The sequence below is a fragment of the Carnobacterium sp. genome (assembly GCF_032094055.1).
GTDB lineage: Bacteria > Bacillota > Bacilli > Lactobacillales > Carnobacteriaceae > Carnobacterium_A.
In genome coordinates, this window is sequence record NZ_DAMDAK010000024.1 from 23,444 (window position 1) to 26,405 (window position 2,962).

A 2,962-nucleotide genomic window follows, 5' to 3' on the forward strand; every position below is an offset into this window, starting at 1 on the left:
AACAGCTTGAACAGAGAAGCCAACATTTTCTTCCGCTTGTACTGATTTGATTGGTAGAAGAAATAAGGTAGCAATTAAAGTAATTAAAAATATTCCTGATTTTTTTAGCATCTTTTTCCCTCTTTTATATAAAGTTATTTTACTAAACCTATTAAATGAATCCCCAATTAAAGAGTTGGGGATTCGTTTTTCTTAAATAACTTACTATTTTTCTAAGGAGCCGCTTCCAATAGCCAGGTAATTGTTGCAGTATGTGTTCCTTGTGTTGCCACACCGCCAGGAACAGTTAAAGTAACATTTGAGTTTTCTGTAGCTGCCGTTTCTGCTGGATCAAACCAACGAGTGATCCAAGAACCCAGTCCTTCATCTTGTGCTGCTTCAACTACAATTGCACTAGTAGCGCCATCTGTTTCTAATACTATAGAATCATTTAAAGTAGATGGTGCAGTGGTCGTATTATTTGAAATAAGACTTGCATTTGATAACGTTATCGTTGATCCTTGTAAAGAAGGTGTTGGTGTAGTACCAGTAGTAAATGAACTGGCAGTTGCGGTAACCGTCCAACCTCCGCCTGTACCACGTCTATCCGTAACTTGAATAAATGGCCTTAATGTTATCGAATTATATACTTCACTTACCGCACTAATTTCATGATCATCGAATTCGATATTTGAAACAAAGTCTAATGTGAGCGGGCCTGCTTCCCCCGTCGTTACGCCATCTGGATCACCAGGTCCTGGAGTATAAGATGTCTCTGGTGTAGTAGGATCTAAAACTGCAGGCGAATCTTCTCCTGCCGGTATAAAATTTACTGTAGCTTCAGATTCAGCTGCAGTAACACTTTGAGACAATCCTCCTATAAAAAACAGTCCAATCAGTGCTAAAGAAACTAATTTTTTATTCTTCATATACTTGTTCCTCCTTAATTCATTTATGCGTTAGTTAAAGTTAGTAAATTGCTTAGGGTGCATCTTCTAATGTCCAAGTAATTGTCGTGCTGTATTGCTGCGCGTATGCATCAGAAGGTATTATTTCAAGCAAAGGTCCTTCTTCAGCGCGCCAGTTTACTGGTATAATTCTTTCTTCGTCTGTTTGCCCATTAAATAGAACTTGGCTCTCACTTAATGAATGCGTTTCTCCATTACTATCTTTGTATACAAGTGCATCTGATAACGTATGGGTGCTACCATCTGGTAGTATTGTTATAAAATCATCTGCTATGGCGATTAGCTTCCATTTGCTATTTGGACCTCTTGTATCTCGAACTTTAATAGTCCAATCTTCTTCTTCACGCAAAATTGTTTTTGGTACAGAACTGATCATCGTTTCTTCAAAAACTAGTTGACTTGGGATAGATTCAAATGCTAAATTTGCTTGCTGAACTGTTGCTTCTCTCAACTCGCTAATCGTTCCAAATTCATCTATAGTACCCACTGAAATCAATGTACCGGCTGATTGTCTAGGTATTTCAATGGAATATTTTCCATCCGTATTCGTTATTCCTTCATAAACAGTACCATCAATTGTCGTTTGTATTTTCGCATTAGGTATTCCACTACCTCTAACGACAGTATCATTGCTATATACCGTTTCGATTGATGGAGCTTTCGGAAATTCTAGAACTGTTAAAGAACTTGATTGGCTTATTTGTGGGTTACCATTATCAACTACTGCAGTTATCGTTGTCCCAGAAGTCTGTGCAGGAATTGACAAGGAAAATTGCCCAATTTCGTTAATTGTTCCTCTATATTCTACATTCCCTACAGTAATGATCACTTGCGCATTGGGTTCTCCCGTTCCACTAACAAGTGTGTCTGTCGTGTAGTGAGGAGTATTGAGTAGTGGTGCTTCAGGAATAGGGGTTTTGGGCGCTGCTATTGTAGCTGTCGCTAATCCATTTGAAAGTATTGAAATATCAATAAGTTGATCTGTAGACGCTGACTTAAATTCATATTTACCAGTTGATGTTAGCGGAAGTTCGTTTAGATTTATTGTCAACTTGAAGTTGTAATTAGATACAATTGATAATAAGTTTAAAGCAGCTAAGCTTTTATAATTTATAACTACTTGGTTCCCTTGAATTGTAATATCTTGATTTCCAAACTCACCTTTTTTTCTAAATAAAGGAATCAGCAGGCTGACTGAGGGAACATCATAAGTTGCTGATAAATTATCTATTGAGATGATGCTAGCTATTTCAGCTGGTAGCTGAAATGTAATAAACGTATTATCAAACGTTTTTAACTCCAAATTTGCTAAACTGGATCCTGTGTATTCTAATACAATAGTTTCTTGATTGCTTGTGCTAGTTCGTCTAATGTTTAAACTTGTATCACCTAAAATACTAATACCAAGCAGCCTGTCTTGTTTGATAGCCATTTGATTTTCTGTATCTGATTCAACACTAGCATTTTGTTCATTACTTTCTTTTATTGGCACATAAAATTCTTGTATATTACCCTCTCCTAAATCCTCCTTTTCTAGTATGTCTTCAATGGTTTCCTGAGAGGGGAGATTATTTTGTAAAGATTCTTGAGTCCTATCTTCTGAAGATAAGGTTTCGTTTTTTTCTTTTTCTATTTTTTTCTGCTTATCATCTTCTAAAACTAAACTATCGGGATTTTTGACATCTTGAATATCATTTTTACTAGTTGCTGAAACATCTAGTTCAACTTTACGATCATTGCCCAGACTTGTTTCCGCAGTTGTAATTATTGACTGATTAAAAAATAAAAAAAAGCAGCTTATACATAGTAACGATTTTTTTAACATTACTCCCCTCCTTTATCAACCATTATGTGATTTCGTAATAATTAAAGTACTATCATAATGCTATCATTATTTGAATTTTAAATAAAATAATAAGCCTTATTTTATTGTTTTCTCAGTTTGTTTATACTTAATCATTCTCATAAGGGAAAGCATAAACGAATTTTTTAAGACAATTTTTATAACAAAAACA

2 protein-coding genes are annotated in these 2,962 nt (G+C 35.2%); both read right to left on the bottom strand.

The annotated features are described in order from the left end of the window. Positions 1-212: 212 nt before the first annotated feature. Positions 213-908 carry a WxL domain-containing protein gene (locus RT405_RS05555; RefSeq protein WP_313468266.1) on the bottom strand — a complete coding sequence of 232 codons (696 nt, stop codon included), beginning with the start codon at positions 906-908 and terminating at the stop codon, positions 213-215. A 52-nt stretch (positions 909-960) separates the two neighbouring features. After that, positions 961-2,772 (bottom strand): Ig-like domain-containing protein, encoded by a 1,812-nt coding sequence (locus RT405_RS05560; protein ID WP_313468267.1) that lies wholly within the window; start codon positions 2,770-2,772, stop codon positions 961-963. Positions 2,773-2,962 lie beyond the last annotated feature (190 nt).